The following is a 26,288-nucleotide window of genomic DNA, read 5'->3' as shown; positions in this document are numbered from 1 at the left end:
CTCAGGCGGCGCGGACCTCGCGGATCGAGCTTTCCAGGATATCGAGCGCTTCGTTCATGACGCCGTCCTGGATGGTGATCGGCGCCAGGAAGCGGATGACATTGCCGTAGACGCCGCAGGTGAGCAGGATCAGGCCCTTGTCGAGCGCCTTGAGCCTGACCGCATTGGCGATCTCGGCCGACGGCAAGCCCTTCTTCACATCGTTGAACTCGACGGCGTTCATGAAGCCGGGGCCTCTGATATCGACGATCTCCGGCGCATCGTCGCGGATCGATTGCAGCCGCTGCTTCAGCCGGTTGCCCAGCGTGTTGGCGCGGTCGCAGAGCTTTTCCTCTTCGATCACGTCGAGCACGGCATGCGCCGCGGCGACGCCGATCGGGCTGCCGCCATAGGTGCCGCCGAGCCCGCCGGGGTTCGGCGCATCCATGATCTCGGCGCGGCCGGTGACCGCCGACAGCGGGAAGCCTCCGGCCAGGCTCTTGGCCATTGTGGTGATGTCGGGCGCCACTTCGTGGTGATCCATGGCGAACATTTTTCCGGTGCGGGCGAAGCCGGTCTGCACCTCGTCGGCGATCAACAGCATGCCGTGCTGGTCGCAGATCTTGCGCAGTGCCGTCATGAAGTCGCGCGGTGCCTCGTAGAAGCCGCCCTCGCCCTGCACCGGCTCGACGATGATGGCGGCGACACGGGCCGGATCGATATCGGCCTTGAACAGCCGGTCGAGCGCGGCCAGCGAATCGGCGACCGAGACCCCGTGCAGCGCCACCGGGAACGGCGCGTGGAAGACATCGGCCGGCATGGCGCCGAAGCCGACCTTGTAGGGCACGACCTTGCCGGTCAGCGCCATGCCCATGAAGGTGCGGCCATGGAAGCCGCCGGCAAAGGCGATGACCGCCGGGCGGCCGGTGGCGTTGCGGGCGATCTTGATGGCGTTCTCCACCGCCTCGGCGCCGGTGGTGACGAAGATCGTCTTCTTGTCGAACTTGCCCGGCAGCATTCCGTTCAGCCGTTCGGCCAGTCTGACATAGCTCTCATAGGGCACCACCTGGTGGCAGGTATGGGTGAAACGGTCGAGCTGCGCCTTGACCGCCTCGATCACCTTTGGGTGACGATGGCCGGTGTTGACGACGGCGATACCGGACGAGAAGTCGATATAGCGACGGCCCTCGACATCCCAGATTTCCGAGTTTTCGGCGCGGTCGGCATAGATCTGCGTGGTCATGCCGACGCCGCGAGAGATGGACTGGTTCTTACGTTCGGAGATGGCTGAATTCTTCATGATGTCCCTCGCCGGGCCGGCGCCCGTTCTTGTTTGGATGACTGCCGGGAATTGTTCTGGCCTTATTTCACGTTTTCCTCAAGTTGGCACTGGCGGCGGGCCATTGGGCCTGCTGCCGTTGCGTTCACTGGCGGCTTAAACAAACCGCCTATACGCGTACGAGAAGAGGTTTCCTTTTCGCGGGGATCAATTATCCTCGCCATTGTCCGCGCCGTCTTGCCGTAGAGCGGCCCGCGCGGTTGAGGGAGCCATGAGCAGGAACGCGACATCGTCCGCCTCGCCGCCATCGGTCAAAACCCCCAGCCATTTGTCTTTTCCTGCATCCACAATTCTTGCCTGCGCGATGGCAACGCTGCCTTTGCTTCTGGCCGGCTGCCAGAAGCAGGAGGCGGCGGCGAATAAATTGCCGGTCATGGTGCGCACCGAGACGGTGGCGATCGCCAACTATGCGCCAAGGACTTCGCTCACCGGCGCGATCGCGGCGCGCACGCTGAACAATCTGTCGTTCCGAGTCGGCGGCCGCGTCGCCGAACGGCTTGTCGATGTCGGCCAGCATGTCGATCAAGGCGCCGTGCTTGCCCGCATCGATCCACAGGAACAGGAATTTGACCTGCGCTCGGCGCAAGCCGATCTCGACGCCGCGCAGGCGCAATTGACCCAGGCCGCCGCTGCCTTCGAACGGCAAAAGACACTGCTTGCCCGGGGCTACACCACCAGGCGCGACTATGATGCGGCCGAGCAGGCGTCGAAGGTGGCGCGAGGCAGCGTCGATGCCGCTCAAAGCGCGCTCGCCAATGCAAAAGAGAACCTTTCCTTCACCGAACTCAAGGCGGGTGCGGCAGGCGTGATCACAGTGCGCCAGGTCGAAGCAGGGCAGGTGGTGCAGGCGGCGCAGACCGTCTTCACCCTTGCCGAGGACGGCGACCGCGATGCGGTCTTCAACGTAGAGGAAACGCTGGTCGCCAAGACGCCGGCAGCACCGGCGGTGACAATCACACTGTTGTCGGATCCGCAGATCAAGGCGATGGGCAAGGTGCGCGAAATCTCGCCAGCGGTCGATCCGGCTTCAGGCTCGATCCGGGTCAAGGTCGCCATTCCCGACACGCCCGCAGGCATGCCGCTGGGCGCGGCCGTCATCGGCTCGGTCAGCGCCCAGCCGTTGAAAGCAGTGATCCTGCCGTGGCAGGCATTGACCTTGAGCGACGGCAAGCCGGCCGTCTGGGTCGTAGATCAATCGACCAAGGCAGTGACAACGGCACAGGTGGAGGTGCTTGCCTTTGGATCCGGCTCGGTCGTCATCGACAAGGGACTGGAGGCAGGCCAAACCGTCGTCACCGCCGGCGGCCAGTTGCTCAGCCCCGGCCAGACCGTCGAGATAGCGGGAGCGGGGCAATGAACCGGTCCCTGCGCAGCGCTACCGCGCTTGTCCCTGCCCTGTTTGGGCTGGTGCTCGGCGCCTGCTCGCAATCGGAAGAGAAGCCGCCCGAGATCATCCGACCGGTGCTGTCGGTGGTGGTCGAGCCACGCACCATAGAGACCTTCGGCTTCGCCGGATCCGTCGAACCGCAATTCAGCGCCGATCTTGCCTTCCGCCTGCTTGGCCGGGTCGTCGCCCGCGATGTCAAGGTCGGCGATATCGTCACCAAGGGCACGACGATCGCGGCGCTCGATCCGACGGCGCTGGAGCTTGCCGAGCAGGCGGCGAAGGCGGAACTCTCCAACGCGCAGGCGCAATTTGCCAACGCCGCCGCCAGCGAGGAGCGCCAGCGCCAGTTGCTTGCCGCCGCCAACACCTCGCAAGCCGTCTTCGACGCCGCGCAGCAAGCCAGGCAGGCCGCCGCGGCCGGCATCGAGCGGGCCAATGCGGCCCTTGCCAAATCGCAGGAGCAGCTTGGCTATACCAGGTTGTTCTCGGACTTCGATGGCGTGGTCACCGCCGTCGGCGCCGAGGTCGGCCAGACGGTCTCGCCCGGCCAGACCGTCGTCACGGTGGCGCGCTCCGACCCGCGTGAAGCAGTCGTCGACATTCCCGACCAGTTGACCGGCGATCTCGCCGTCGGCACGCCCTTCCAGATCATCCTGCAATCGCTGCCGACGATACGCAGCGAAGCCAGGCTGCGCGAGATCGCCCCGCAAGCCGAAGGTTCGACCCGAACGCGCCGCATCCGGCTGACGCTCATCGATCCGCCGCCGGCATTCAGGCTTGGCTCGACGGTGACGGCGACCCGCATGGCCAAGATCGCGCCGACGATCGAGTTGCCGCTTTCGGCGCTGCTGGAGAAGAACGGCAGACAAAAAGTCTGGATCGTCGACCAGCAGACGTCGAGCGTGAGTGCCCGCGACATCAAAATTGCCGCCAAGGGTGCCGCCAACTTCACCGTCGCCGAGGGCCTCGATGCCGGCATGCGCGTCGTCACCGCCGGCGTCCACAGCCTGACCGAGGGACAGAAGGTCAAGATCCCTGAGGGAGGGGCTACATGAAGGGCTTCAACCTCTCCGATTGGGCGCTGAGCCATCGTTCGCTGGTGTGGTATTTCATGCTGGTCTTCGTCGTGGCCGGCGTCTTTGCCTATCTCAATCTCGGCCGAGAGGAAGACCCCGCCTTCACCATCAAGACTATGGTCATCCAGGCCAACTGGCCCGGCGCATCGGTCAACGAGACGGTGCGGCAGGTCACCGACCGCATCGAGAAGAAGCTCGAAGAGCTCGACAGCCTCGACTATACCAAATCCGTCACCTCCGCCGGCAAGACCGTCATCTTCGTCAACTTGAAGCCGACGACCAGGGCGCGCGATGTCGTGCCGACCTGGCTGCAGGTGCGCAACATGGTCAACGACATCTGGGCGCAGTTTCCGCAAGGCGTGCAGGGACCGTTCTTCAACGACCGCTTCGGCGACGTCTACGGCAACATCTATGCCTTCACCGCCGACGGGCTGACGCCGCGCCAGTTGCGCGACTATGTCGAGGATGTCAGGACAAAGATCCTGGCCGTGCCGAATGCCGGCAAGGTCGATCTGGTCGGTGCCCGGGACGAAGCGATCTACCTCGAATTCTCGACCCGCCAGATCGCGGCTCTCGGCCTCAACCAGCAGGCGATCGTGGCCAGCCTGCAGGCGCAGAACGCGATCACGCCGTCCGGCGTCATCCAGTCCGGGCCGGAGCGCATCAGCGTGCGTGTGAGCGGCCAGTTCACCTCGGAAGAGAGCCTTCGCGCCATCAATTTGCGCGTCAACGATCGCTTCTTCCGGCTGAGCGACGTGGCGACGATTTCGCGCGGCTATGTCGACCCGCCGACGGCCTTGTTCCGCTTCAACGGGCAGGACGCGATCGGCCTCGCCATCGGCATGAAGCCCAACGCCAATCTGCTGGAGTTCGGCGAGGCCCTGCACGAGGAGATGAATAAGGTGCTGGCCGACCTGCCAATCGGCGTCGGCGTGCATCTGGTCGCCGACCAGCCTGTCATCGTCGAGGAGGCGGTTTCAGGCTTCACCCGCGCCCTGTTCGAGGCGGTCGCCATCGTGCTTGCCGTGTCCTTCATCAGCCTCGGCATGCGCGCCGGATTTGTGGTGGCGCTGTCGATCCCGCTGGTGCTGGCCATCACCTTCACGGTCATGGCCTATCTCGGCATATCGCTGCAGCGCATTTCGCTCGGCGCGCTGATTATCTCGCTCGGCCTGCTGGTCGACGACGCCATGATCGCGGTGGAGATGATGGTGGCGCGGCTGGAAGTCGGCGACAATCTGCGCAAGGCGGCGACCTATGTCTACACCTCGACCGCTTTCCCGATGCTGACCGGCACGCTGGTGACGGTCGCCGGCTTCATCCCGATCGGCCTCAACAACAGCGCCGCCGGCGAATACACATTCACGCTGTTCGTCGTCATCGCCGTGTCGCTGCTGGTGTCATGGATCGTCGCGGTGCTGTTTGCACCGCTGCTCGGCGTCACCATCCTGCCGGCGACGATGAAGCAGCATCATGAAAAGCCCGGCCGCTTCACCGCGCTGTTCCGACGCATCCTCGTCGGCTCGGTGCGTCATCACTGGCTGACCATCATCGCAACCGTGCTGTTGTTCGGGGCTTCGCTGGCCGGCTTCGGCCTCGTCCAGCAGCAGTTCTTTCCACCATCCGACCGGCCGGAACTGATCGTCGACTGGAACCTGCCGCAGAACTCCTCGATCGCCGAGACCCGGGACCAGATGGAGCGCTTCGAGCAGCGGGCTCTGGTCGGCAATTCCGATGTCGACCGCTTCAGCTCCTATATCGGCCAGGGCGCGGTTCGCTTCGTGCTGACCTATGATGTGCAGCCGGGCAATCCCTATTTCGGCCAGACCGTCATCGTCACCAAGAGCATCGAGGCGCGCAACCGGGTCAAGCCGGCCCTGGAAAAGCTGCTGCGCGACGAGTTCGTCGGCACCGACGCCTTCGTCAAGCCGCTCGAGCTCGGGCCGCCGGTCGGGCGGCCGGTGCAGTACCGCGTCGGCGGTCCTGACGTCCAGACGGTACGGACGCTGGCGCAGGAATTCGCCGGCATCATTTCCGCCAATCCGAAGCTGGCCGCACCCACTTTCGACTGGAACGAGCCCGAGCGCGTGCTGAGGGTCGACGTGCTGCAGGATAAGGCACGGCAACTCGGCATCACCTCTTCGGACATTGCCAGCGCGCTGAACAGCACGGTGGGTGGCTCCACCATCACCCAGGTGCGCGACGCGACCTATCTGATCAACGTGGTGGCCCGCTCGCGCGAGGCCGAACGGGGTTCGATCGGCACGCTGCAGAACATGCAGTTGCCGACCGGGACAGGCGAGGCGATCCCGCTCGCTGCGGTGGCGAACTTCCGCTACGAGCTCGAACAGCCGACGGTGTGGCGCCGCGACCGGATCCCGACCATCACCGTGCGCGCCGGTCTGGTCGGCGACGTGCTGCCCGCCACCGTGGTCAACGAGTTGAAGCCGTCTGTCGACGCCTTCATCACCAAATTGCCGCCGGGCTATTCGATCGCCACCGCCGGCTCGGTCGAAGAAAGCGCCAACAGCCAGGGGCCGATCGCTGCCGTGGTGCCGCTGATGCTGTTTGTCATGGCGACCATCCTGATGGTGCAGTTGCAGAGCTTCCAGCGTCTGTTCCTAGTCGTGGCGGTGGCGCCGCTCGGCCTGATCGGCGTGGTGGCGGCACTGGTACCGAGCGGGGCGCCGCTCGGCTTCGTCGCCATCCTTGGCGTGCTGGCGCTGATCGGCATCCTGATCCGCAACTCGGTCATCCTGATCGTGCAGATCGAGCAACTTGTCGCCGAGGGCAAGGACCGCTGGGCAGCCGTCATCGAGGCGACCGAGCATCGCATGCGGCCGATCGCGCTAACGGCGGCGGCCGCCAGCCTGGCGCTGATCCCGATCGCGCGCGAAGTGTTCTGGGGGCCGATGGCCTATGCCATGATGGGCGGCATCATCGCCGGCACGGCGATCACGCTGCTGTTCTTGCCGGCGCTTTATGTGACGTGGTTCAGGATCAAGGAGCCTAAGACGACGCCGGAAGACGACACGAGCGCAAACGGTGGCGACGAGGTTCCTACAGGCAGCGTGGCCTGACAGGGCGCTTGCGAATTGCGTCGCGTTCCTTCGCGCCCCCCTCTGTCCTGCCGGACATCTCCCCCACAAGGAGGGAGATCTGCGGTTTCGGCGCCGCGCTCACTCCTGTGACGATAGGCGAAGCCATCGATGACGGCCAATCTCCCCACCTGTGGGGGAGATGTCCGGCAGGACAGAGGGGGGCGCGACGGAGCTCGACGCAGAAAACTACACCCTCACAAACCCTTCGCTCGCCCTGAGCAGGTTGCGCGTGTAGTCCTTCGTCACGTGACGCCGGACGAGATCGTCCGCGGTGAGGTGTTCGACCGCCTCGCCATTCTGCATCACCATCAGCCGCTCGCACATATGGGTGATGATGGCGAGGTCGTGGCTGACCATCAGGAAGGTCAGGTTGCGCCGACGCCGGATCTCTTCCAGCAGGTTGAGCACTTCGGCCTGCACCGAAGCGTCGAGTGCAGAGGTCGGCTCGTCGAGCAGCAGGATCGACGGCTCGAGGATCAGCGCCCGCGCGATGGCGACGCGCTGGCGCTGGCCACCCGACAATTGATGCGAATAGCGGAAGCGGAAGCCGGTCCCTAGGCCGACTTCGTCCAGCGCCCGCTGGATGCGTTTCTCACCATCCGCAAAGCCGTGGATGGCGAGCGGCTCCTGCAGCAGGCGGTCGACGGTCTGGCGCGGATGCAACGAGCCGTAAGGGTCCTGGAAGACCATCTGCACCTCACGATAGAAAGCCTTGTCACGGCGCGCGCCGAGTCTTTTTCCGTTGACGGTGATGCTGCCCGAAGCGGCCGGTGCGAGGCCGGCGATTGCCCTGAGAAGCGTCGATTTGCCGGAGCCGGATTCGCCGACCAGGCCGAAGGATTCGCCTGACAGCACGTCGAGGCTGACGCCCTTCAGCGCGCGAAAACGGTCGAAGATCACCTCCAGCCTGTCGACGGAAAGGGCCGAAGTCATGCCGCCCACTCCGGCTTGCGGTCGAGCACGGGCAGCGGGTGGCGGTCGGCACCGATCTTGGGCATGCAGTTGAGCAGCCCGCGCGTATAGGGATGCTGGGCGCGGCCGAGCTCCGACGCCGCCAGCTGCTCGACCACCTTGCCGGCATACATGACGATCACCCGGTCGCAGAAGGACGAGACCAGGCGCAGATCGTGCGAGATGAAGATCAGCCCCATGCCGCGCTCGCTGACCAGCTTGTCGAGGATGCCGAGCACGTCGAGCTGCACGGTGACGTCCAGCGCCGAGGTCGGCTCGTCGGCGATCATCATTTCCGGCCCGGCAATCAGCATCATGGCGATCATGGCGCGCTGGCCCATGCCGCCCGAGACCTCGTGCGGATGCAGGTCGAAGACACGGGCCGGATCACGGATCTGCACGGCCTCCAGCATGGCGAGCGCGCGGTCGCGGGCTTCGGCCTTGCCGGCCTTCTCATGCGTGCGCAGCGTCTCGACGATCTGGCGGCCGATGCTCATCACCGGGTCGAGCGAGTATTTCGGATCCTGCAGGATCATGGCGATGCGTTTTCCGCGCAGCGCCCGGCGGTCGCGGGGCGGCGCTGCAAGCAGGTCGATGCCGTCGAAGGCAAGTTTGTTGGCAGTGACCTCGGCCTGCGTCGGGGTCAGGCCCATGATGGCGCGGCCGGTCTGCGACTTGCCGGAACCGCTCTCGCCGACGATGCCGAGCCGCTCGCGACCAAGCGAGAAGGAGACGCCGCGCACTGCCTCGATCAGGCCGGTGCGCGTCGGAAAGGTGACGCGCAGATCGTCGACCTCCAGCAGCGTGCTCATTGGTCGCTACTCATTGATCACCACTCCGGGGGTCGAGCGCATCGCGCAGGCCGTCGCCGAGCAGGTTGAAGCCGAGGCTGACGATGAGGATGGCAAAGCCCGGCGCACCGGCCACCCACCACTGGTCGAGCACGAAGCGGCGGCCCGACGCGATCATCGCGCCCCATTCCGGCAGCGGCGGTTGCGCGCCGAGGCCGAGGAAGCCGAGACCGGCGGCGGTCAGGATGATGCCGGCCATGTCGAGCGTCACCCTGATGATCAGCGACGAGATGCAGAGCGGCATGATGTGGCGAAGCACGATGCGGAACGGCGAGGCACCCATCAATTGCACCGCCTTGATGTAATCCGAATTGCGCACGGTGAGCGTTTCGGCGCGGGCAATGCGCGCGTAAGGCGGCCACGAGGTGATGGCGATGGCGAGCACTGCGTTCTCGATGCCGGGGCCAAGTGCGGCGACAAAGGCCAGCGCCAGGATCAGCTTCGGAAAGGCCAGAAAGATGTCGGTGATGCGCATCAGGATCGCATCGATCCAGCCGCCGGCATAGCCGGCGACCGTGCCGACCAGCAGGCCGATAGGGGCGGCAATGACGGCGACGAGAATGACGACGTAGAGCGTCCATCGCGAGCCGAAGATGACGCGCGAAAGGATGTCTCGGCCGAGGTCGTCGGTGCCGAACCAATGCTCGGCACTCGGCGCCAGGAGGCGCGAGCCCTTGAGGTCGCCGATTGTCGGCGAATAGGGCGCCAGCACATCGGCAAAGGCCGCGACCACCAGCAAAGCGATGATGATGAGCAGGCCGAGAAACGCCAGCCGGTTGGCGGAAAAGCGCCGCCACGCCACATAGGCGCGGCCGAGCCTTGCCTGCATGCGCGATGCCGGCCGCTCGCTGAGCAGCCAGTCGCGACGGCTTTGTATCGCCTCTGCGCTCATCTCACTTTGGTCCTCGGATCGAGCACTCGGTAGAGCAGGTCGGACAGGAGATTGATGCCGATGAAGACCGAGCCGATGACGATGGTGCCGCCGAGCACCGCGTTCATGTCGGCGTTCTGCAGGGAATTGGTGATGTAGAGGCCGATACCCGGCCATGAAAACACGGTCTCGGTCAGCACCGAGCCTTCGAGCAGGCCGGCATAGGAAAGCGCAATCACGGTGACCATCGGCACCGCCGCGTTGCGCAGCGCGTGCCCCCAGATGATGCGTGTCTCCGACAGGCCTTTGGCGCGCGCTGCGACGATGTATTCCTGGGCAAGCTCGTTCAGCATGAACGAGCGAGTCATCCGGCTGACATAGGCAAGCGAGAAATAGCCGAGCAACGAGGCCGGCAGGATGATGTGGCGAAAGGCATCGAAAAACACATCCCACTGCCGCTGCCACAGAGCATCCAGAAGATAGAAGCCGGTGATCGGCGTGAAGGTGTATTCGTAGACGATGTCGAGGCGGCCGGGAAAAGCCACCCATTGCAGCTTGGCATAGAACAGCACAAGCGCCAGCAATCCCAGCCAGAAGATCGGCACGGAGTAGCCGACCAGGCCGATGATGCGCACGATCTGGTCGATGATGCTGCCGCGCTTGACGGCGGCCAGCACGCCGAGCGGCACGCCGATCACCGAACCGATCAGCGTCCCCAGCGTCGCCAGCTCGATCGTCGCCGGAAAGGCGCGGCGGATGTCGGTCATCACCGGATTGGTGGTCAGCACCGATGTGCCGAAATTGCCGTTCAGGGCATTCTTCACATAGATGTAGAACTGCTCGATCAGCGGCAGGTCGAGCCCCATCTCGCGGCGTGTGCGCTCGACGACATTGGCCGGCGCCCGGTCGCCGAGCACCGCCAGCACCGGGTCGATCGGGATCACCCGGCCGATGAAGAAGGTCACCGCGAGAAGACCGAGATAGGTGGTTACCGCGATGACCAGGAAGCGGGCGATCGACGACGCGACAGCGACAGCACGGGCGCTGCCGCGCCCTGCCGTCGCTTCGCTTTCAACAGTGCTCATGCGGCGCGTCCGCCGGCATCAATCCTTGGAGATCTGGCCGACGAAGTTGGTGTCGAAGCTCGGGCCGAGCGCGAAGCCCTTGAGGTTCTTGCGCAGGCCGGCCACTTCCAGCTGCTGGTGAACGATGATGAAAGGACTGGTTTCGAGGATCTTCTTCTGCAGATCCTGGTACATTGCGGCGCGCTTGGCCGGATCCTTCTCGAGCAAGGCTGCTTCGGTTTCCTTGCTCAAGTCCGGAATGTCCCAGGCGTTGCGCCAGGCCAGCGTCTTGGTCTTGCCTTCATCCGAATTGTCGGGGTTGCTGGCGAAAGTCTGGGCGTTGGAGTTTGGATCGAAATAATCCTGGCCCCACTGGCCGATATAGATGTCATGGTTGCGGGCGCGGTATTTGGTCAGCGTCTGCTTGCCGTCGCCGGGAATGATCTCCAGCTTGACGCCGGCCTGTCCCAGCGTCTGCTGGAACGATTCCGCCATGCCGGTCACCGGCTGGGTGTTGCGCACGTCCATGGTGACGCTGAAACCGTCGGCGAGACCGGCCTTGGCGAGCAGTTCCTTGGCCTTGGCGAGATCGAATTTGAACGGGTTCTCGTCCAGTTCGCCGAGCACGCCTTTGGGCAGGAAGGTCTGGTGGATCTCACCGATGCCCTTGAGGATGGTCGAGCTCAAGGCATCATAGTCGACGAGATATTTGAAGGCCTGGCGAACCTCGGGCTTGGCGAGATTCGGGTTCTTCTGATTGAGGCTGATGTAATAGACCGTGCCCTTCGGCGCGCTGGTGGTGGTGAGATCGGCATTCTTGGCGATGGCGTCGAGGTCGTTCGGCTCCAGATTGCGGGCAACGTCGATGTCGCCGGCCTCGAGCGCCAGGCGCTGGCCCGAGCTTTCCTTCATGTTGCGGTAGATGACGCGGGCAAGCTTGGCCTTTTCGCCGTGATAATTGTCGTTGCGCTCCATGACGACGACCTCATTGGCCCGCCATTCGCGCAGCTTGAAGGCGCCCGAGCCGGCATAGCCGGTCTTCAGCCACGCGTTGCCGAAGTCATTGTCGTATTTGTAGTCGGCGCTCGGCGTGACCGCGGCGACATGCTCCTTGACGAGCTTGGCATCGACGACCGAGGCGACGGTCGCCGACAGGCAGTTCAAGACGAAGCTCGGCGCATAGGCTTTGTCGACAGTGAACTGGAACGTCGTGTCATCGACAGCCTTGGCTTTATCGGCAACGTTGTCGCCATTGATGCCGAACTGTCCGATGATGAAGGCCGGGCTCTTGTCGAGCTTGATGGCGCGCTCGAACGAATAGGCGACGTCCGCCGCCGTGATCGGATTGCCCGAGGCAAATTTCAGGCCGGGCTTGAGCTTGAAAGTATAGACCAGGCCGTCGTCGGAGACCGTCCAGCTTTCGGCGAGATCGCCCTTGACCTTGGACGTATCGCTCAAGTCGAGGCGGACGAGCAGATCGTAGGTGTTGCCGGTGACCTCGGCGGTCGACAGCTCAAACGCTTCGCCCGGATCCATGGAGATGATGTCGTCGATCGCGAAACCCTCGACCAGCGTGTCGGCGGGCGTCACGGCAAAGGCAGGCGCGCCGGCCAGAAGCAGCGCGGACATGGCTGCGCCCGCGAGCAAGAAGCGGGAGCGTAGAGCAAACTTTTCCATCATCATTTTTAACTGTTCCCTGTTTTGTTGACCTGAGTTCCCGGCTCAGGGTTGCAGCGTTCTTTGCCACATCGGCCCGAAAATCGGAATCGATTTTCGGAAAGCACGATGTGTAGTCCAAAGTCTTAGAGCGTCCTTTGCGCGTCCAACGGACGCGCGGCGCTCTAACCGAACGATGGCCCCTGGACCGGTTGTCGCGGCAATTTTTGCCCAGTTCCGCCTCACCATATCCGGCGCTTTCAAGCACGGCAACGAGCATTTGCAAAGCTGTTGGTTGGACCAGATCGGGCAGCCACCACGGCCGTGGCGCGACACCCGGAGTGCAGCTATTTCAACGCGGTGACCAAGTCGGCGTCGGGAAAACAGGTGGCGGCGCGACCGTTCCCGGCCTGCCACTTGCCGATCGAGCGGCGCGTCTTGAAACCGGGCAGGCCGTCGGCGCTGCCGACATCGTAGCCCTCGGCCTCCAGTGCGCGCTGCAAGGTGGCGATGTCCGACCTGTGGAGCCCGCCGACCGCGCCCCAGCTGCCGGAAAAATTGCTGTCGCCATGGGCGATGCGATCAGCGCCGTGGCCGATGAACAGGGCGTAGAGATCGCTGGTGTTGTATTGCTTCAGCACGTAGAAATTGGGCGTGACGATGAAGGCCGGGCCGCTACGGCCGGCCGGCATCAAAAGAAAGCCTTCGGCCTTCAACTCGCGCGCCGGAAACGGCTTTGCCGCGACCCGCTTGATGCCCATATCAGCCCATTCGGAAATCCTCTTGCCCTGGTCCGGACCTTCGAGCGAGCAGGAAACCGTTTCAGGCACAGTCACCTCGAAACCCCAGCCGCGGCCCTTCACCCAACCATAGTGGACGAGATAGTTGGCGATCGAGGCCAGCGTGTCCGGCACCGAGTTCCAGATGTCGGCCCGACCATCGCCATCGAAATCGACGGCATGGTTCAGGAACGAACTCGGCATGAACTGCGGCTGGCCGAGCGCGCCTGCCCAGGACGACTTCATCGCGCTGACAGGGGCCAGCCCACGCTCGACGATCTCGAGCGCTGCGAGCAACTCGGTGCGAAAGAAGTCCTTCCTGGTCGCCATGAACGCCTTGGTGCCCAGCACTTCGAAAGCATCGTAAGGCATTTTCGCCGCGCCGAAGCCGGTCTCGCGGCCCCAGATCGCCAGCAGCACCTCGTCCGGCACGCCGTAGCGTTTCTCGATCGCGGCGATCGTCCTGGCATTGGCCGCCGCGCGCGACCGACCGCCTGATGTGACGGCGCGAACCGTCTTTTCGGCGAAATAGGCGCCGGGCGAACCGAACTCCGCCTGATGCTGCTTCTGCGGTGTCGTCGCTTTTTTGCCCGGCATCACCAGGTCGGGCAGTTTGAGGTTCGGCTTGACGCCGTCGAAGGCGGCGTCGAAGGTTTTTCTGGAGATGCCTTTGGCATTGGCTTCGGGCCAGAGGTCGCCTTGCAGCCAGGCGTGAAACTGGTCGTCGATTTTTGCTGCGGAGGCGGGGGTGGCGAGGAGGAGGGCAACGAGCGTAGCAAGAAAGAACGCCAATCCGCAAAGTCGACGTTCTGTCGCGCCCCCCTCTGTCCTGCCGGACATCTCCCCCACTTGGGGGGAGATTGGCAGCTTTGGCGATGGCAGCTTTTCTCCAGCGTTGAAGGTTAGCGAAAGCCGGCGTGACGTCCGATCTCCCCCCGTGTGGGGGAGATGTCCGGCAGGACAGAGAGGGGCGCGAAAGAATGCAATCATCTCAAGAATACCCCTCCCCCAATCGCCTCAAAACGCTGTACGCGAGCGCAGCGCCGCGGCCAGCGTGCCTTCGTCGAGATAGTCGAGCTCGCCGCCGACCGGCACGCCATGCGCCAGCCGCGTTACCTTGATGTCGAAGCCGGACAATTGGTCGGTGAGATAGTGCGCGGTGGTCTGGCCCTCGACCGTGGCGTTGACGGCGAGGATCACCTCCTTGACCTCGCCGCCGGCGACGCGGTCGACCAGCGAGCGAATGTTGAGCTGCTCGGGGCCGATGCCGTCGAGCGGCGACAACGAGCCGCCGAGCACATGGTAGCGGACATTCATGGCGGCCGCCCGCTCCAGCGCCCACAGATCGGCCACGTCCTCAACGACGATGAGCGTGCCGGGGTCACGGCGCGGATCGGTGCAGATCATGCAGGGGTCGGACGTGTCGACATTGCCGCAGGTCGAGCAGATGCGCACCTTGTCGACCGCCTCGCTCATGGCGGCGGCGAGCGGCGCCAGCAGCTGCTCCTTCTTCTTGATGAGGTGGAGTGCGGCTCGCCTGGCCGAACGGGGACCGAGCCCCGGCACCTTGGCCAGGAGCTGGATCAGGCGTTCGATCTCGGGACCGGCGATTCGCTTCGACATCGCATCGGTTTAGGATTTTTCAATGGGTTTTGAAACACCGCAGCGGCGGGTGATGTTCAACGCAACGACGCTGCTGCGGGACAATCGCGTCGGCTTGCGCCGCCCCTCATTGCCCTGCCGGGCATTTCTCCCCGTATAGTGACGGGGAGAAAGGGCAGACCGCGACCTCGGCACCCTTCCTGCAAGGCTGACGATTGGCGAAATCATCGACGAGAGCGTCCTTCTCCCCGTCACTAATACGGGGAGAAGATGGCAGCCAGATGAGGGGCGGCGCCGACGTCGACCGCCTCAGTTTTCTTCCAGCGGCCGGGTCTGGCCGGCGATCATCGCACCGATGGCGTCGGTGTTCTCGGGGGTCGATTCAAACGCCATTGTCGGCTCGGCCGACGCGGCCGGGAACGAGGTGACAGGCCGGGTGTCGGCCGTGCCGCCGAAACGGGCCGCGTCCGGCTCCTGCATCGGTTCTTGCATCGCAACAAGGGTCGCCTTCTGTGGCGTCACCTTCTCCAGAGTCGGCTTTACCGGCTGCGATGCGATCGCGGTCACATAGGTTGCCTTGGCGGGTGTTGCTTTGGGAACCGGCGCCGCGGAGGCGACGAGCGTCACCGGAGCGGTGGCCGCCGGCGCCCGCGGCGTGGCTTGTGCCACCGCGACCGTGGGCTCGTCCGGCAGCGGCTTCCAGTTCCGGCCGCGCTTTTCATAGAAGGCGTTGCCGCCGGCAACCATCGTGTAGTGCATGTTCTTGTAGGGGAAGCGCAGGCCGGCGGTGTGAAAGAACATCGTGTTCTTCAGCTTGGCCTTGCGCTCGCCCTTGAGCACCGCCTCGGCGGCCTCCTCGACATCGGGCATCGCCTTCGAATTCATCCGCCGTGTCATCACGCCCGGCGCAAACTGCCCGCGCTCGCCGACCACCTGACAGATGGTGTTGCCGTGCTTGCCGGAGCGCAGCCGGTTCATGACCACGGTGCCAACGGCAATCATGCCGTCACGGCTCGACCGGTTGGATTCGAAGAACATCGCGCGCTGGAGGCACTCCTTGTCCTTCGCTGTGTGACTGGAGGGCCGGGACCTGACGGCATCGGTCAGACTGGCCACGGACAGGCCATGCGAGGTGGTCTGACTGCAGGCGGCCAAAAACAGCGGAGACGTGACGACGCCGAGCAACAACGGCATCTTCCATCGGGTAGAGATCAACAGGTATCCCCTCGTTTCTGCTGCCAGCCCGCCCAGGCTGCGGCAAGAATGAGACACTTTCAGGCAAAAAGATGGCTAAAGCGTTATTAAGCGGAAAGTGGCAGAACAGACACACCCGATAGAGGGCAGATTTAACTGGCTGACGGCACGAACCGTTGCCCGGGTTCGGCCTCATCGAACTCCTCCGAAAACAGCCCGCGTTGCAGGAACAGCATCCGTGCGACCGTCGCTTTCGGCGCAATCTGCCGCGGCCAGCCGCTTTCGACGAACTCAGCCTTGGTGAAATCGGGCATAGCCACGCAGGCTTCTTCTAGAAGATGGGCGATTTCCAGCACGATGGCACGTTCATCCTTCGACAGGACGGACATGCCGGATTCGATGGACGGACGATGGAGGAAATCGTCGAAAAGATTGAAATAGCCATTGATTCCAACGAGATTCACGCCCGCGTCGCAGTCGGCCAGGATCTCCAGGATCTCATAGATCCTGTTTCGGAGGCGCTGCTCTATCAACCTGGCTGATGGCTCTTTGGTCATGGCGCCGCTGAACGCTAAAGCTCAGATCTAGAACGGCAGCTTCATTCCCGGGGGTATCGGCAGTCCCGCGGTCAGTGCCTGGGTCTTTTCCTGCATCATCTGCTCGACCTTGGCCCTGGCGTCATTGTGGGCGGCGAGAAGCAGATCCTCCAGAATCTCGACCTCGTCCTCCTTGAACAGAGACGGGTCGATTTTCAGCGACTTCATCTCGAATTTGCCGGTCAGCGTCACGCTGACCAAGCCGCCGCCGGCCTGCCCGGTGGCTTCCAGCGTGGCGATCTCGTCCTGCATGGCCTGGAACTTGGCCTGCATTTCCTTCGCTTTGCCCATCAGGCCGAGAAGATCTTTCATCGCGTGGTCCTCTAGATTGATCTGTATCAGGTTTCGTCGTCGTCCGCCGCCGGCTCGACCGGAACTTCGGCCTCTACCGCATCGGCTTCCGGTGCGTCGGGAATGCGCACGTCGATGATCTTGGCGCCGGGAAACCGCGCCAGGATGGCGGCGACGGTCGGGTCGCTCTTGGCATCGAGGAGGGCGTTTTCGCGTTTGGTCGATTCCATCTCGGCCAGTGTCTGGCCGCCCTCTTCCTTCGACAGCGACACCAGCCAGCTGCGGCCGGTCCAGGCGCGCAATTTGGCGGTCAGCTCATTGAGCAGCATCTTCGGCGCGTCATCGGTCAGGCTGACGTCGATGCGGCCCGGCTCGATGCGCACCAGGCGCACGCAGCGCTTCACCAGCACCTTGAAGGCCATGTCGCGCTGGGCGTCGGCAAGCGCGACGATGTCGGCCAGCGATTTCACCGGCACCGCCGGCGCATCCGCAACCGGCTCCGGCGCCGGAATGAAGGCCGCCGGCATCGGCTCGGCCTCGACCAGCCGCATGATCTGCGCGCCGCCATTGGCCGTCGGCATCCGCGTCTGCGCCACGGCGCTGGCGCCGCCGCCATTACCGGCACTTGCTGGGCCGGGACTTGCCGGGCCAGTATTTGCCGGACCAGAGCTTGCAGGCGCGCCATTTGAGTGTGGCGCGCCATTCGGCACCGATGCTCCGGCCTCCAGCGATTTCAACGCCTCGTCCAGCGTCGGCAGGTCGGCGGCATGCGCCAGCCGGATCAGCACCATTTCGGCGGCGCTGACCGGCCGATTGGAAGACTGCACCTCGGGAATGCCTTTCAACAGCATCTGCCAGGTCCGCGACAGCACCCTGACCGACAGTGCCTTGGCGAAGTCGGCGCCGCGCCGGCGCTCGTCCTCGGACAGCGAGGCGTCGTCGAGGGCTGTCGGCACGAAGCGCAGCCGAGTGACGAGGTGGTTGAACTCGGCAAGATCGGTCAGCACCGCGGCCGGATCGGCGCCGGTGTCGTATTGGTTGCGGAACTCGGCCAGCGCGGCCGCCACGTCGCCCTTCATCACATGTTCGAACAGGTCGACGATCCGGGCGCGGTCGGCCAGCCCGAGCATGGCGCGCACCGCCTCTGCACTGACAGTACCGCTGCCATGGGCGATCGCCTGGTCGAGGATGGACAGCGAATCGCGTGCCGAGCCTTCGGCCGCACGGGCGATCATCGCCAGCGCGTCGTCATCGACCGCAATGCCTTCTTTGCCGGCAATCGAGGAGAGATGCGCGACCAGCGCGCCGGCATCGATACGCCTGAGGTCGAAGCGCTGGCAGCGCGACAAAACGGTGATCGGAACTTTTCTGATTTCGGTGGTGGCGAAGATGAATTTGACGTGCGGCGGCGGCTCTTCCAGCGTCTTCAGCAGGCCGTTGAAGGCCTGGGTCGAGAGCATGTGCACTTCGTCGATGATGTAGACCTTGTAGCGCGCCGACACCGGCGCGTAGCGCACGCGCTCGATGATGTCTCTGATGTCGTCGATGCCGGTGTGCGAGGCGGCGTCCATCTCGATGACGTCGACATGGCGGCCTTCCATGATCGCCTGGCAGTGCTCACCCGGAACGGCAAGATCGACCGAAGGCTGGTCGACGGTCGATGTTTTGTAGTTGAGCGCCCGCGCGAGTATGCGCGCCGTCGTCGTCTTGCCGACACCGCGCACGCCGGTCAGCATCCAGGCCTGGGCGATGCGGCCGGTGGCGAAGGCGTTGGTGAGGGTGCGGACCATCGGCTCCTGGCCGATCAGCTCGGAGAAGTTCGCAGGACGGTATTTGCGCGCCAGAACGCGATAGGCGGCGGCCTTTTCCGTTCCCGAATTTCCGGCTTCGCTCATTCGCCCGTAAAGCTCCAAGGGCCGCCGCTGCAGGCGGCCGATTCCTGCGCATAGTTTCGCCCGCAGGGCTTGGCGCCGTCAATGTCGCGGGAGAAAGGCGAAGAGGCGGGAGGCTGGAACAATGACCCGTTCCGGGCTCGTTAGGGCTGCTTCCTTCCGGACCTGACCCGGTTGGCGAGTGGACCGTCCACCACCAACCTCCCGTTCTCCATATCGGCAATTCGGCGATGAAATGCAAGTGCGCAGGATCAATCAGCAGGGGTGACGCCGAAAGCTGAAACAAAAAACCCGCCTCGGAAGGCGGGTCATCGGCGCAAATCAGCACCATGCCCAAATCAATAGCATAACTGCCGTCACGGAGCAATGATTCGCTTGCCGCCCTCTTGCGGCCCCCCGGCAGCCGCTTTAGCGTTCATGACGTTTAAAAAACACTACAAAAGCGAAGGAAACGCCGATGTTGCCGGGCCTCAAGGCCGGATTCACGCTGGATGCTCGTCTGGAGACGGACAGCGAACAGTTGATGTGGCTCGGGCTGTGCGAGTTGCGGGTGATGAACGATCGCCGCTGGCCGTGGCTGCTTCTGGTGCCGCAGCGACCGGGTGTGGAGGAAATCCACGATTTGACGCCGCTCGACCAGGCGATGCTGACCTTCGAGACCAATATGGTGGCGCAGGCTCTGAAGAGGGTGACTGGCTGCACCAAGATCAACACCGGCGCACTCGGCAACATCGTGCGCCAGTTGCATGTCCATGTCATCGCGCGCTCGGAAGGTGATCCCGGCTGGCCGGGCCCGGTGTGGGGCCACGGCCTGCGCGAGCCTTATCAGCGCCCGGACCTGCGCCGGTTTGCGCAACAGATAAAGGCGGCGCTATAAGCCTGTCCCGTGTCCATCCTGGAATCCAGAGTCTCCCATGAGCTTCCGCCTGTTTGACGCGCCCTTGCGCGAGCCGAGCCAGTTCGTCGGCTTCGCCGGCAATATGATCGACCGGCAATCCGAAAACCGCGCCGACGATTCCGTCGAAAAGGCACTCGCCGATCCCTCAGCCAGGCTTTTGCTGATGCATGGCGGGCGCCTTTATCTGAAGCTCGTTGGCGACGGCTTCGACCCCTGGTTCGGCGCCGAGGAGAGCCAGCCGCTCCAGGCGTCGCTCGACCATGGCGTCCTGCTCGGTTTTTCCGACAGCGGCCCGGTACTCGCCGTTCCGGCAGGCATCGATCCCGAACAATTGCCGGAGACGATCAAGGCCATCGACTATCGCTCGGTCTACATGCAGGGGCTGATCGACGAAGCGGCGGCCGGCGCCATGGCGCAAGGGGCGGCGCTGCTCGCCTGGCATGCCAGCCACCGCTTCTGCAGCAAATGCGGCAATGAAGCCGAAATGCGGGCCGGAGGCTACAAGCGGCTTTGCCCGGCCTGCGCCACCGAGCATTTTCCGCGCACCGATCCGGTGGCGATCATGCTGACGGCGACGCGCGAAAAATGCCTGCTTGGCCGCGGCCGGCATTTCGCGCCGGGGATGTATTCGGCGCTTGCCGGCTTCATCGAGCCGGGCGAGACGATCGAGGCGGCTGTGCGCCGTGAAACGCTGGAGGAGGCCGGCATCAGGCTTGGCCGCGTCGTCTACCACGCCAGCCAGCCCTGGCCGTTTCCCTATTCGCTGATGATCGGCTGCTTCGGCGAGCCGCTCAACGACGACATCCAGGCCGACCTCAACGAGCTGGAAGACTGCCGCTGGTTCTTTCGCGACGAGGTGCTCTCGATGCTGGCCCGCGAGCATCCGGGCGGCCTGGTCACGCCGCCGAAGGGGGCGATCGCCTATAACCTCATCCGCGCCTGGGCCGACAGCGCGTAAAGGTTTGTGGGACCAAAATGACTGGGCCATTTGGGTCAGAGCCTTCGGGCTTCGGCGCGGTTGCAGCGATATTGCAACTGCACCGAACCCTCGACCCTGACCCAAATCCGCCCCACCACAACACTTCAATCCGGGCAAGAATGCTGCAGGTCGGCCATAGCGATCGCCCGTCTGCCGCTATTGGAACTTCGATAGCCCGGTCTGAATAAGTTTGACGCCGGCCTGACGGAATGCGCCTCCGAGCGCCTCGTTGACAACCTGCGCTGCCGCGCTCTCGAACCGGACGCCCATTACCGCCAGGTCGGCGCCACTCAACTGCTCCTGCCACCACGGCGGCGGTGGAACGGGCTTAGGGAATTTGAGCCTGAGGCCGTTGCCGCAAAGATCGTCGACATACTGCAGAAGACGGCCGCTGACGATGATGATGCCGCGCTGTTCCCCCTGCTGCGGCAGCCAGTCCGCGATTTCCTGAGCAGACGCTGCGCGCTCTATCAACCCGTCGGCCAGAGCGGCGGCGAAGGCGATGCGGGGCGGTAGCGGCTGCGGATTGAGCGCCGCCCGAACCAGGGGGCCGCCAAGGATATCCCACAGTTCAGGATGCCGCTGGGCGATGACGTGAAACAGTGAGTGCCAGGGCTCCGGATGTGGACCGAACCATGCCATTCGCTGCAAGGCGGCAAAGATGATTGGATCCCAGGGACCTCGCGGCTGCGGTTCGTCTGGATTCGGATAGCTGCCCAGCAGGTCGCGGACGAAAGAAACAAACATGTCTCGCGAAATGCTGCCTGAGAGATGGGAAGATGAAACGTCATGCATGGTGAACCTCCGAGCAGTGAATTGTGCCCGCACGACCATGCGAGAAGCGCACTTACGGATGGCATACGGATGGGTGAATTCCGTTGCTTGCGTCTGCATCCATGGCTTTGGAAAGAAGGCTATCGAACTGCGCCGTTTGAATTTCGATGGCTTTTTCGCCTAGTCGAAATGCGGGCGGGCGGCTACAAGCGACACTGCCCGGCCTGCGGCACCGAGCATTTTCCGCGCACCGACCCGGTGGTGATCATTTGTCCATCACCTGATCCGCGCCTGGGCCGACAGCGCGTAAACGCTATGGGGAGCAGAAATTGATCCGTCACACTGTGGTGTTCAGGCTGAAGCACAGGGAGAACTCGGCCGAGGAGGTGAAATTCCTCACTGATGCGAAAGTGCTCGCGGCGATATCGGGTGTCGAGAAATTCGAGCAGTTGCGGCAAGTCAGTCCGAAGAACGATTATCGCTTCGGCTTCTCGATGGAGTTCGCCGACGAGGCCGCCTATTCCCGTTACAACGACCATCCTGACCACGTCGCCTTCGTCCGCGATCGCTGGATCCCGGAGGTCGAGGCGTTTCTCGAGATCGACTACGAGCCGCTGACCTAGGACCAAAAATCCAATCGCTCTGAACGAGCAAGTTCGAACAGACGACGCCTGGCTCACCTGCCGCTCGGCGCGAGCAGGTAAGCCAGGTCGCCGCTTATCACTGGCCTGACGCATGCTGGTGGGACGCACCGGAGTTGTGGTGCTCACAGGTCACCCGCGGGTTGAACTGGGCGAAGATGCCGTTCGGGTTTTCTCGATAGAGCCAGACGTGCCGGTCGTGATGCGGCTCGAAATTATGCGCCTCATCCGCGGGCGTCGTCGGGTCGTCGATCATGGTGTCCCAGGGAACGCCGTAGAAGGAAGGCGGGGCGTCGTGGCCGGCTTCCTTCCACGCTTTCGCGAAGACGAGATTCTCCACCGCGATCAGCTCGAGCGATCCGTCGGCCTGCGGCTCGTAGACGAGGACCGCGGGCTTGCCGAAGTCCGTGTGCGTGCCGGTGCCGTCGACGCGCGGATTGGGCGGAGCGGTGATGCCGAGCATATCGGGGCGAAAGTAGTGGAGGCCCATAGCCCCTAATTTCTGCGGCTGTCCCGTCATTTCGGCGGTCTCGCACATGTTGGCAGGATCGCGGATGTAGCCCTCCGCGAGCGCGACGTTGACGTTGCGGAATCGCTCCGTTGCATGGCGGATTTCGGCAAGGCTCGGCTCGCCGGGCGCGGGGAACGACGATGCGTCGATCCGCGCTGCCTCCGCCGGTGTCAGCGGAGCGGTCGGAGCGGCGGCGGTGGTAGTTATGATCGCGATTGCAGACGCGACAAAGGTTGCTGATCTTGAGCTCATCTGGATGCTCTCCTGTATTCCTGGGCTTCCACGAAATATCTCGGCTTTGGCTGACGTAGAAAGTGAGTCTGCGATGGAAATATTTACTCGCTTCCACGTCCCGAGGCAGCTTGGCTACCACCACAATGTTTTCGCCGTATGTCTTGACTGTTTCATTTGAAATACATCAACTTGTTGAGTTGATAATTCCCTGTGGCGGACGGCATCAGCGCGCGCGATTGCGTCGCGCCGAGGATCGGCAGAGCCGCCTTATCGATCAATCCGATCTGCGCAAGCCAGCAGTACGCGTCCGCGGTAGAGGTGTCGTCATTTCCTCGTCAGGAGTGAGAATTGAATGGTAGGAGGGGTGAAGGAGCGACCGCTCCGCGCTATGACGCGGATGCAGACGGCAGAGATACCGGAACCTGTTCACTCGCCTGCCGCACCAGTTGCTCGACCCTCTGCCGCAATGCCTCTTCCGGCAGCGTCAAATCGAGCGGATCCCCGTAGGGCTGGTCGAAGGCCATGCCGGTCGGCCAGTAGACTTCGACAAGATTTCCCTCAGGGTCTTCGAAATAGAACGCAAGCGATACACCGTGATTGAAGGCCATCTTAATCGGCAGCCCCATGTCGACGATGCGCGTGTAGGCGGCGCGCAGATCGGCCAATGTGCCGACCTTGAATGCGATGTGGCGCAAGGCAGGATTGGTGAAGATAGCGATCTGATGGGACTCTTCGGCCGGATCGCTGCTCAGGAAGGCGGTGGCGCCGAACGGGTTTTCTTCGCCACTGCCGCCGACCACCTGAAGGCCGAGGACATCCTCATAAAATCGCGCAAGCGCAGCCGGGTTTTCGGCGACCATGCCGACGTGGCGAAGACCAACGATCCGTGGCGCGGTCGGCCTGCCTGTTTTCTTCGTAGTCAGGGTGACAAACTCCGTGTTGACTCAAATTCCGTCCGCTCGGTCGATCCGATGCGAACGACGGCGGGGGCCAAAAATTCGCGGAGGGCGTTACATTCTGATTTCAGGAGGGCAGGAGTCTGCTTTCAATTGAAACACCTTCCGCGACCCGCCGTCATGTACATGGCCGGTCGGCTCGTGATGGTGTGCAAAAGGGCCAACACCAGTCATCGCGCGAACGTCCGCTTTGGGAAACAACGAGAATGTCTGTCCGCCCAAAGCGGACCGCGACGCTAGGGTAAGCTGCCCTTTGCGATCGCCGGGGCGGGCCGGACGCTTCCGGGGTGGAGAAAAGCGATTGGCTACCTATTTCGGAAGGGAGCGGATGGGGAAGGCCGAAATCTTGGCTTCAAGGCGAAAGGAACCCGCAATGGCGAAGAATACGATCTGCCTCTGGTACGATAAGGACGCCGAGGCTGCCGCCCGCTTCTACTCCGCGACCTTTCCTGACAGCGTGGTGAGTGCCGTGCACCATGCACCCAGTGACTACCCAGCCGGCAAGGAGGGCGACGTGTTGACGGTCGACTTCACAGTTGCGGGCATTCCTTGTCTCGGCCTCAACGGTGGTCCCGCTTTCAAGCACAACGAAGCCTTCTCGTTCCAGATCGCCACCGACGATCAGGAGGAGACCGACCCCTACTGGAATGCCATCGTCGGCAATGGCGGCCAGGAGAGCGCGTGCGGCTGGTGCAAGGACAAGTGGGGCGTTTCCTGGCAAATCACGCCGCGCGTCCTGACTGAAGCGCTGGCGGCTGGCGGCGACGAAGCAAAGCGCGCGTTTGATGCCATGATGACCATGAGGAAAATCGACGTCGCCGCGATCGAGGCGGCGCGGCGCGGTTGACGGCCCATCGCGATTTGCGGCCAAATCGCTGCCAGAGCTTGCCCGCTCGCCACCCAGTGCTCGTCAATCGTGCGTGACCGCCGCAACGGAGGCGCGTAGCGCGCCGGCGAAGTCGGGATGGCCATAGAGGTCGTTGTGGCCAGCCGCTATGGCGATGTGGCTGCGCAAATCACGGGCGGCCTCGCGCAGAGGTGCCGAGCGTGCCGCTGGAACGATGGTGTCGTTCTCGGCGACGATGACGGCCGTGGGCACATCGAGGTCGCGCAGAGTTTCTGCCGCCTCCATGCGGTGCCGCAGCAAGAGGCGCACCGGCAGCCAGGGATAGTGGTGGGCGGCGAGTTCCTTCAGCGAGTCGAAGGGCGTCACCATGACAATGCCGCGCAAGGGCCGGACGGTCGCCAGATCGACCGCAACCGCAGCGCCGAGGCTAAGGCCGATGGCGACGATGCCGGCTTTGGCGTCGGTGGCCAGGTGGTCATGGGCGCGTCGGGCGTCCTCGAACAGGGCGGAGGCTGACGGGCTTCCGCTGCTCGGCGCATATCCGCGGTAGTGCAGCGCCGCGACCTCATGTTCGGGGAATAGCTGGTGCAGCATGAGGGCAAGCGCGTCGGCATTCCAGGCATTGCCGGCGAACCCCAGCAGGAGCGGGCGTGGCTCGGCCTGTCTTGCCGGCAGGCGCACCAGAACGAAGCGCTCGCCATCCTGCGTCGCCAACTCGACATGGCGGGCCCCGGCCGGCAGATCGGGTCCGAAAGCCGCAAAGCCGGCCGGAAAGATCAGCCAGGACTGAAGCACATACGCGACGGCGACAACCGCCGCATACAATCCAGCGGCTGCGAGCGCCAGTTTCAGGAGCCACATGCGAGGAATGTCGCCCGGCACTCGTCATCTGGCAAGGCGCCAGGTCAGGACGCCGCAGAGCTCTCGATGAATGCTAGCTAATCCGCCACCTTCCATTGCTCGCGCGATTCGCTGGCGGGATAGACACCCAGGATCCGCATTTCGCGCGAGAAGAAGCGCAACTCGTCGAGCGCCAGCTTCACCAGCGGATCGTCGGGATGGCCCTCGATATCGGCATAGAACAGCGTCGCCGTGAAGGCGCCGAGCTGGTAGCTCTCCAGCTTGGTCATGTTGATGCCGTTGGTGGCAAAGCCGCCCATCGCCTTGTAGAGCGCGGCCGGCACGTTGCGGACGCGGAAGATGAACGTCGTCATCATCTTGGCGGCGTCGGATGGGCGTTCCGCCCATTGCCTGTTCTTCGTCAGCACGACGAAGCGGGTGACGTTGCTGTCGGTGTCCTCGACATTCTCCTCGATGATGTCGAGCCCATAGAGCGTCGCGGCCAGCGCCGGGGCAAGCGCCGCCATAGTGCGATCCTTCACCTCGCCGACCAGCTTGGCCGAACCCGCCGTGTCGCCGGCGACCACCGGCTTCCAGCCGTTCTTGCGGATGTATTTGCGGCACTGGCCGAGCGCATGGATATGGCTGTGCACGGTCTTGATCTCGTCGCGCCTGACGCCCGGCAAGACCATCAGCTGGAAATGGATCGGCAGGAAATATTCGCCGACGATGTGCAGCTTCGATTCCGGCAGGAGATGGTGGATGTCGGCAACGCGGCCGGCGATCGTGTTCTCGATCGGGATCATGGCGAGGTCGGCCTTGCCGGTCTCGACCGCGTTGAAGGCATCCTCGAAGGTCGGGCACGGCAACCGCTCCATATCAGGGAACATGTTGCGGCAGGCGGTGTCTGAATTGGCGCCCGGCTCGCCCTGGAAGGATATTCTGTTGGTTTTTTCAGGCATGCCAAATGTCTCGGGTT

General features: G+C 63.7%; 25 protein-coding genes, 1 other RNA gene and 1 pseudogene. 8 read left to right on the top strand and 19 right to left on the bottom strand.

The features are described 5' to 3' along the window. Position 1 precedes the first annotated feature (1 nt). Together CIT25_RS26005 and CIT25_RS37670 are read right to left on the bottom strand one after the other, a co-directional pair. Positions 2 to 1,279 carry a 4-aminobutyrate--2-oxoglutarate transaminase gene (locus tag CIT25_RS26005; RefSeq protein WP_095487830.1) on the bottom strand — a complete coding sequence of 426 codons (1,278 nt, stop codon included), beginning with the start codon at positions 1,277 to 1,279 and terminating at the stop codon, positions 2 to 4. A 186-nt stretch (positions 1,280 to 1,465) separates the two neighbouring features. Then, positions 1,466 to 1,723, bottom strand: a complete 258-nt coding sequence (locus CIT25_RS37670) for a hypothetical protein (RefSeq protein ID WP_245329989.1) — start codon at positions 1,721 to 1,723, stop codon at positions 1,466 to 1,468. Here CIT25_RS37670 and CIT25_RS26000 point away from each other — a divergent pair. The 3 genes from CIT25_RS26000 to CIT25_RS25990 are packed head-to-tail and all read left to right on the top strand — an operon-like array spanning position 1,692 to position 6,861. After that, entirely contained in the window at positions 1,692 to 2,675 is a 984-nt protein-coding gene (locus CIT25_RS26000) for an efflux RND transporter periplasmic adaptor subunit (RefSeq protein WP_245329988.1), read from the top strand. The two genes, CIT25_RS37670 and CIT25_RS26000, sit on opposite strands and share 32 nt — an antisense overlap. Beyond that, positions 2,672 to 3,760, top strand: coding sequence for an efflux RND transporter periplasmic adaptor subunit (locus tag CIT25_RS25995; RefSeq protein WP_164897646.1), 1,089 nt, complete (start codon positions 2,672 to 2,674; stop codon positions 3,758 to 3,760). Before CIT25_RS26000 ends, CIT25_RS25995 begins: the two co-directional genes overlap by 4 nt. After that, positions 3,757 to 6,861 carry an efflux RND transporter permease subunit gene (locus CIT25_RS25990; protein ID WP_095487826.1) on the top strand — a complete coding sequence of 1,035 codons (3,105 nt, stop codon included), beginning with the start codon at positions 3,757 to 3,759 and terminating at the stop codon, positions 6,859 to 6,861. The genes CIT25_RS25995 and CIT25_RS25990 overlap by 4 nt, the downstream gene beginning before the upstream one ends. 207 nt (positions 6,862 to 7,068) lie before the next feature. On the opposite strand, the gene CIT25_RS25985 is transcribed toward CIT25_RS25990, so the two are convergent. The 12 genes from CIT25_RS25985 to ffs all read right to left on the bottom strand — a co-directional run bounded on the left by CIT25_RS25985 (position 7,069) and on the right by ffs (position 18,834). Then, positions 7,069 to 7,815, bottom strand: coding sequence for an ABC transporter ATP-binding protein (locus CIT25_RS25985; RefSeq protein WP_095488064.1), 747 nt, complete (start codon positions 7,813 to 7,815; stop codon positions 7,069 to 7,071). Then, entirely contained in the window at positions 7,812 to 8,645 is an 834-nt protein-coding gene (locus CIT25_RS25980) for an ABC transporter ATP-binding protein (protein WP_095487825.1), read from the bottom strand. The genes CIT25_RS25985 and CIT25_RS25980 overlap by 4 nt, the downstream gene beginning before the upstream one ends. Positions 8,646 to 8,655: 10 nt before the next feature. Then, positions 8,656 to 9,576 (bottom strand): nickel transporter permease, encoded by a 921-nt coding sequence (gene nikC / locus CIT25_RS25975; RefSeq protein WP_095487823.1) that lies wholly within the window; start codon positions 9,574 to 9,576, stop codon positions 8,656 to 8,658. Continuing rightward, entirely contained in the window at positions 9,573 to 10,640 is a 1,068-nt protein-coding gene (locus CIT25_RS25970; protein ID WP_095487821.1) for an ABC transporter permease, read from the bottom strand. Before CIT25_RS25970 ends, nikC begins: the two co-directional genes overlap by 4 nt. Before the next feature lie 18 nt (positions 10,641 to 10,658). Next, positions 10,659 to 12,302 carry an ABC transporter substrate-binding protein gene (locus tag CIT25_RS25965; RefSeq protein ID WP_095487819.1) on the bottom strand — a complete coding sequence of 548 codons (1,644 nt, stop codon included), beginning with the start codon at positions 12,300 to 12,302 and terminating at the stop codon, positions 10,659 to 10,661. Positions 12,303 to 12,622: 320 nt separating this feature from the next. Next, positions 12,623 to 13,894, bottom strand: a complete 1,272-nt coding sequence (locus CIT25_RS25960; RefSeq protein ID WP_095488063.1) for a lytic murein transglycosylase — start codon at positions 13,892 to 13,894, stop codon at positions 12,623 to 12,625. Positions 13,895 to 14,071: 177 nt separating this feature from the next. Continuing rightward, the gene (gene recR / locus CIT25_RS25955) at positions 14,072 to 14,677 is read right to left on the bottom strand and encodes a recombination mediator RecR (protein WP_095487818.1); all 606 of its coding nucleotides are present in this window, start codon (positions 14,675 to 14,677) and stop codon (positions 14,072 to 14,074) included. A 288-nt stretch (positions 14,678 to 14,965) separates the two neighbouring features. Further along, entirely contained in the window at positions 14,966 to 15,850 is an 885-nt protein-coding gene (locus tag CIT25_RS25945; RefSeq protein ID WP_164759195.1) for a cell wall hydrolase, read from the bottom strand. Positions 15,851 to 16,002: 152 nt separating this feature from the next. After that, entirely contained in the window at positions 16,003 to 16,407 is a 405-nt protein-coding gene (locus CIT25_RS25940; RefSeq protein WP_095487816.1) for a hypothetical protein, read from the bottom strand. Positions 16,408 to 16,434: 27 nt separating this feature from the next. Beyond that, the gene (locus CIT25_RS25935; protein ID WP_023802083.1) at positions 16,435 to 16,758 is read right to left on the bottom strand and encodes a YbaB/EbfC family nucleoid-associated protein; all 324 of its coding nucleotides are present in this window, start codon (positions 16,756 to 16,758) and stop codon (positions 16,435 to 16,437) included. 26 nt (positions 16,759 to 16,784) lie between these two features. Next, positions 16,785 to 18,632 (bottom strand): DNA polymerase III subunit gamma/tau, encoded by a 1,848-nt coding sequence (locus CIT25_RS25930; protein ID WP_095487814.1) that lies wholly within the window; start codon positions 18,630 to 18,632, stop codon positions 16,785 to 16,787. A gap of 105 nt (positions 18,633 to 18,737) precedes the next feature. Then, an RNA gene (ffs, locus tag CIT25_RS25925) (signal recognition particle sRNA small type) lies at positions 18,738 to 18,834 on the bottom strand. Positions 18,835 to 19,086: 252 nt separating this feature from the next. Between ffs and CIT25_RS25920 the strand changes: the two genes are divergently transcribed. Beyond that, positions 19,087 to 19,506: an HIT family protein gene (locus CIT25_RS25920; protein WP_095487812.1), complete on the top strand. Its 420-nt coding sequence runs from the start codon at positions 19,087 to 19,089 to the stop codon at positions 19,504 to 19,506. 37 nt (positions 19,507 to 19,543) lie between these two features. Continuing rightward, positions 19,544 to 20,485 (top strand): NAD(+) diphosphatase, encoded by a 942-nt coding sequence (nudC, locus tag CIT25_RS25915; protein WP_095487810.1) that lies wholly within the window; start codon positions 19,544 to 19,546, stop codon positions 20,483 to 20,485. A 177-nt stretch (positions 20,486 to 20,662) separates the two neighbouring features. Here the strand turns inward: nudC and CIT25_RS25910 are convergent, their stop codons facing one another. After that, positions 20,663 to 21,301, bottom strand: a complete 639-nt coding sequence (locus CIT25_RS25910; protein WP_126103775.1) for a hypothetical protein — start codon at positions 21,299 to 21,301, stop codon at positions 20,663 to 20,665. A gap of 165 nt (positions 21,302 to 21,466) precedes the next feature. On the opposite strand from CIT25_RS25910, the pseudogene CIT25_RS38550 reads away from it, so the two are divergent. Together CIT25_RS38550 and CIT25_RS25900 are read left to right on the top strand one after the other, a co-directional pair. Continuing rightward, positions 21,467 to 21,601 (top strand): annotated as a pseudogene (locus CIT25_RS38550) (NADH pyrophosphatase zinc ribbon domain-containing protein); the annotation flags it as partial. 8 nt (positions 21,602 to 21,609) lie between these two features. Continuing rightward, a complete protein-coding gene (locus CIT25_RS25900; RefSeq protein WP_095487804.1) occupies positions 21,610 to 21,903 on the top strand; it encodes a Dabb family protein in 294 nt (97 codons plus the stop codon). 97 nt (positions 21,904 to 22,000) lie between these two features. Here CIT25_RS25900 and CIT25_RS25895 read toward each other — a convergent pair whose 3' ends face one another. Next, complete coding sequence (locus CIT25_RS25895) at positions 22,001 to 22,684, bottom strand: hypothetical protein (RefSeq protein WP_206072995.1); 684 nt, start codon at positions 22,682 to 22,684, stop codon at positions 22,001 to 22,003. A gap of 368 nt (positions 22,685 to 23,052) precedes the next feature. Next, positions 23,053 to 23,550 (bottom strand): VOC family protein, encoded by a 498-nt coding sequence (locus CIT25_RS25890; protein ID WP_280953384.1) that lies wholly within the window; start codon positions 23,548 to 23,550, stop codon positions 23,053 to 23,055. Between the two features lie 445 nt (positions 23,551 to 23,995). Here CIT25_RS25890 and CIT25_RS25885 point away from each other — a divergent pair, with 445 nt between their 5' ends. Next, the gene (locus CIT25_RS25885) at positions 23,996 to 24,469 is read left to right on the top strand and encodes a VOC family protein (RefSeq protein ID WP_095487800.1); all 474 of its coding nucleotides are present in this window, start codon (positions 23,996 to 23,998) and stop codon (positions 24,467 to 24,469) included. A gap of 63 nt (positions 24,470 to 24,532) precedes the next feature. Here CIT25_RS25885 and CIT25_RS25880 read toward each other — a convergent pair whose 3' ends face one another. Both CIT25_RS25880 and CIT25_RS25875 read right to left on the bottom strand, forming a co-directional pair. Beyond that, a complete protein-coding gene (locus tag CIT25_RS25880) occupies positions 24,533 to 25,330 on the bottom strand; it encodes an alpha/beta hydrolase (RefSeq protein WP_095487798.1) in 798 nt (265 codons plus the stop codon). A 77-nt stretch (positions 25,331 to 25,407) separates the two neighbouring features. After that, positions 25,408 to 26,271: a prephenate dehydratase gene (locus tag CIT25_RS25875; protein WP_095487796.1), complete on the bottom strand. Its 864-nt coding sequence runs from the start codon at positions 26,269 to 26,271 to the stop codon at positions 25,408 to 25,410. Positions 26,272 to 26,288: the final 17 nt, after the last annotated feature.

Source organism: Mesorhizobium mediterraneum (assembly GCF_002284565.1).
Lineage (GTDB): Bacteria > Pseudomonadota > Alphaproteobacteria > Rhizobiales > Rhizobiaceae > Mesorhizobium > Mesorhizobium mediterraneum.
The sequence above is the reverse complement of the archived record's forward strand: the minus strand, read 5'-3'. Positions and strand labels throughout refer to the sequence as shown.